Consider the following 2412-nt stretch of genomic DNA (forward strand, 5'->3'; position numbering starts at 1 on the left):
ACGCCGCAGGCGTATTCGGCTCGATCATGCGACGGTTCATGGCAAGCCGCTGGAAGCGAGCACCAACGCGCTCCCAATGGATGTTCTTCATGAAGGCGTCGACATAGGCGCCAGCCTTCGCTCCGAAATCGATGTGATAGGCGTGCTCGAACATATCGAGCGCCATGATCGGGATGCTTCCGGCGAGACAGTTCGTGTGATCCTGCCCCCATTGGATCATCAGGCGTTCGTGGCGTTCCGACCAAACCAGCAAGGTCCACCCCGAACCGCCTGCTTGAGCCTTCGCGCAAGCCGAGAATTTCGAGCGCCAGCCGGCGACACTGCCGAAATCACGTTCCAGCGCGAGGGCGAGGTCGCCCGCAGCATCGCCGCTGCCGCCGAGCCCGTCGAAATAGATCTCATGCAGAATCGCCGAATTGGCGGCGATAAGCTCTTCCCGCTTGAGACCGTTGATGTCGAAGACCGGAGCGCGGCTCCAGTCGAGTTCGTCGAGGCGGCGCTCGATGGCGTTGAGGCGTCGTACGGCGCCGCCGTAGTTGTCCTCGTAATGGCTCGCCAGAAGCCGCTCGGAAAGCCCGTCAAGGCGCGGAGGCTTGAAGGGCAAGGGCATGATCCGATGCATGGCACCCTCTCCAGGATACGCAACGGCCGGACGCTACGCTCGAATTGCAAATGATACAAGTGTTGCTTTTTCAGTTTGTAATGATACGGTCACGACATGAATTGTGATGCAATCTTGGCTGAACAGCGCTGGCTGCTGTTGATCCATCAGTTGCCGAGCAAGCCGGCCTATTTCCGGGTGAAAATCTGGCGCCGACTGCAGGGCATCGGCGCGGTCGCGGTGAAGAGCACGGTCTATGCCCTGCCGGCGAATGCCGAGACGCAGGAGGATTTCGAGTGGCTGCTGAAGGAGATCATCGAAGGCGGCGGCGAGGCCATGATCTGCGAAGCGCGCCTCATCGACGGCCTGTCCGACGCCCAGGCGCGTGCGCTCTTCGATGCCGCTCGCGATGAAGACTACGAGGAGATCTCCAAGGAGGCGCGTTCCCTGTCAGGCCGTCTCGAGGAGGCGCCCCCCCCGGAAGGGGCCGCCGAGGTCCGCACGCAGGTCAACCGCCTGCGCAAACGATTGGCGGGTATCGCGGCCGTCGATTTCTTCGCGGCCACGGGCCGTCTCGTGGCTGAAAGCCTGATCGCGGAGCTGGAGCGCAGGCTCGCAAAGGATAGCGCCATGACCGACACATCACCGGAAACGCCGCCGCAGACCGCGGCGGACTTCAAGGGACGCGTCTGGGTGACACGCAAGGGCGCGCATGTCGATCGCATCGCCTGCAGCTGGCTGATCCGCCGCTTCATCGACCCCAATGCTGTCATCCGCTTCGTCCCAGGCAAGGGATACGAGCCCGATCCCGGAGAGCTGCGCTTCGATATGTTCGAGGGCGAGATTACCCATGAAGGCGATCACTGCAGCTTCGAGGTTCTGCTGACACGCGCGGGGCTCTCCGATCCTGCGCTTCAGGCCATTGCCGAGATCGTCCACGACACCGATCTGAAGGACGGGAAGTTCGGGCGCGAGGAAACGGCAGGCATCGCGAGCTTGATTTCGGGCGTTTGCGCCGCCAACCCTCAGGACGAAGAACGCATTGCGCAAGGCGCAGCTGTCTTCGACAACCTCTACCAGTACTTCAGGTCGAAGCGCGGCTGACGGCCGGGGAACACCATGAGCAAGATCGAGCCCCTCGACGCCGCGCCTTCCGCACCGAGCACAGCACCTGATCACGGGATTTCGTTCGGCGAGGCACTGCGCGTCTGGGCGCGGGTCGCGGCGCTCAGCTTCGGCGGCCCGGCCGGGCAGATTGCGGTGATGCACCGCATTATCGTGGAGGAGAAGCGCTGGATCGGCGAGACGCGTTTCCTGCATGCGCTGAACTACTGCACGCTCCTGCCTGGCCCCGAGGCGCAGCAGCTGGCCGTCTATATCGGCTGGCTGATGCACAAGACGAAGGGCGGCCTCGTCGCCGGAACCCTGTTCGTGCTTCCCGGTCTCATCGCCATCATGGCGCTGAGCTGGATCTACGCCATCTTCGGCAATGTCGGGAGCGTGCAGGCCCTGTTCTTCGGTTTGAAGGCGGCGGTCCTGGCGATCGTGCTCGAAGCCGTGCTGCGGATCGGTCGGCGCTCCCTCAGAAACGGGGTGATGATCGGCCTCGCCGCAGCCGCCTTCCTCGCGCTGGCGCTGTTCCAGGCGCCCTTCCCGCTCGTCATTCTGGTGGCCGGCTTGATCGGCTATATCGGCGGCCGCGCCGGCTGGTCCGCCTTCCAGGTGGGAGGCGGCCATGGCAAGGCCGGGGGCAAGCAGGTCGCCGACATCGATTCAGCGCTTGGCGAAGGCATTCCCGCGCATGCCAGGCC

Annotated in this window: 3 protein-coding genes; 2 read left to right on the plus strand and 1 reads right to left on the minus strand. The window is 63.8% G+C overall.

Annotated features, from left to right (window positions below):
• Nucleotides 1–622, minus strand: a 622-nt coding sequence (locus AB4Z16_RS27950; protein ID WP_441514565.1) for a superoxide dismutase, incomplete at its 3' end; no start/stop codon positions are given.
• A 114-nt stretch (nucleotides 623–736) separates the two neighbouring features.
• Here AB4Z16_RS27950 and AB4Z16_RS27955 point away from each other — a divergent pair.
• Together AB4Z16_RS27955 and AB4Z16_RS27960 are read left to right on the plus strand one after the other, a co-directional pair.
• Nucleotides 737–1705 carry a chromate resistance protein ChrB domain-containing protein gene (locus tag AB4Z16_RS27955; RefSeq protein WP_441514566.1) on the plus strand — a complete coding sequence of 323 codons (969 nt, stop codon included), beginning with the start codon at nucleotides 737–739 and terminating at the stop codon, nucleotides 1703–1705.
• A 15-nt stretch (nucleotides 1706–1720) separates the two neighbouring features.
• Nucleotides 1721–2412, plus strand: a 692-nt coding sequence (locus tag AB4Z16_RS27960; protein ID WP_441514567.1) for a chromate transporter, incomplete at its 3' end; no start/stop codon positions are given.

Origin of the sequence: Allobosea sp. TAF32 (assembly GCF_052113585.1) — a bacterium.
Lineage (GTDB): Bacteria > Pseudomonadota > Alphaproteobacteria > Rhizobiales > Beijerinckiaceae > Allobosea.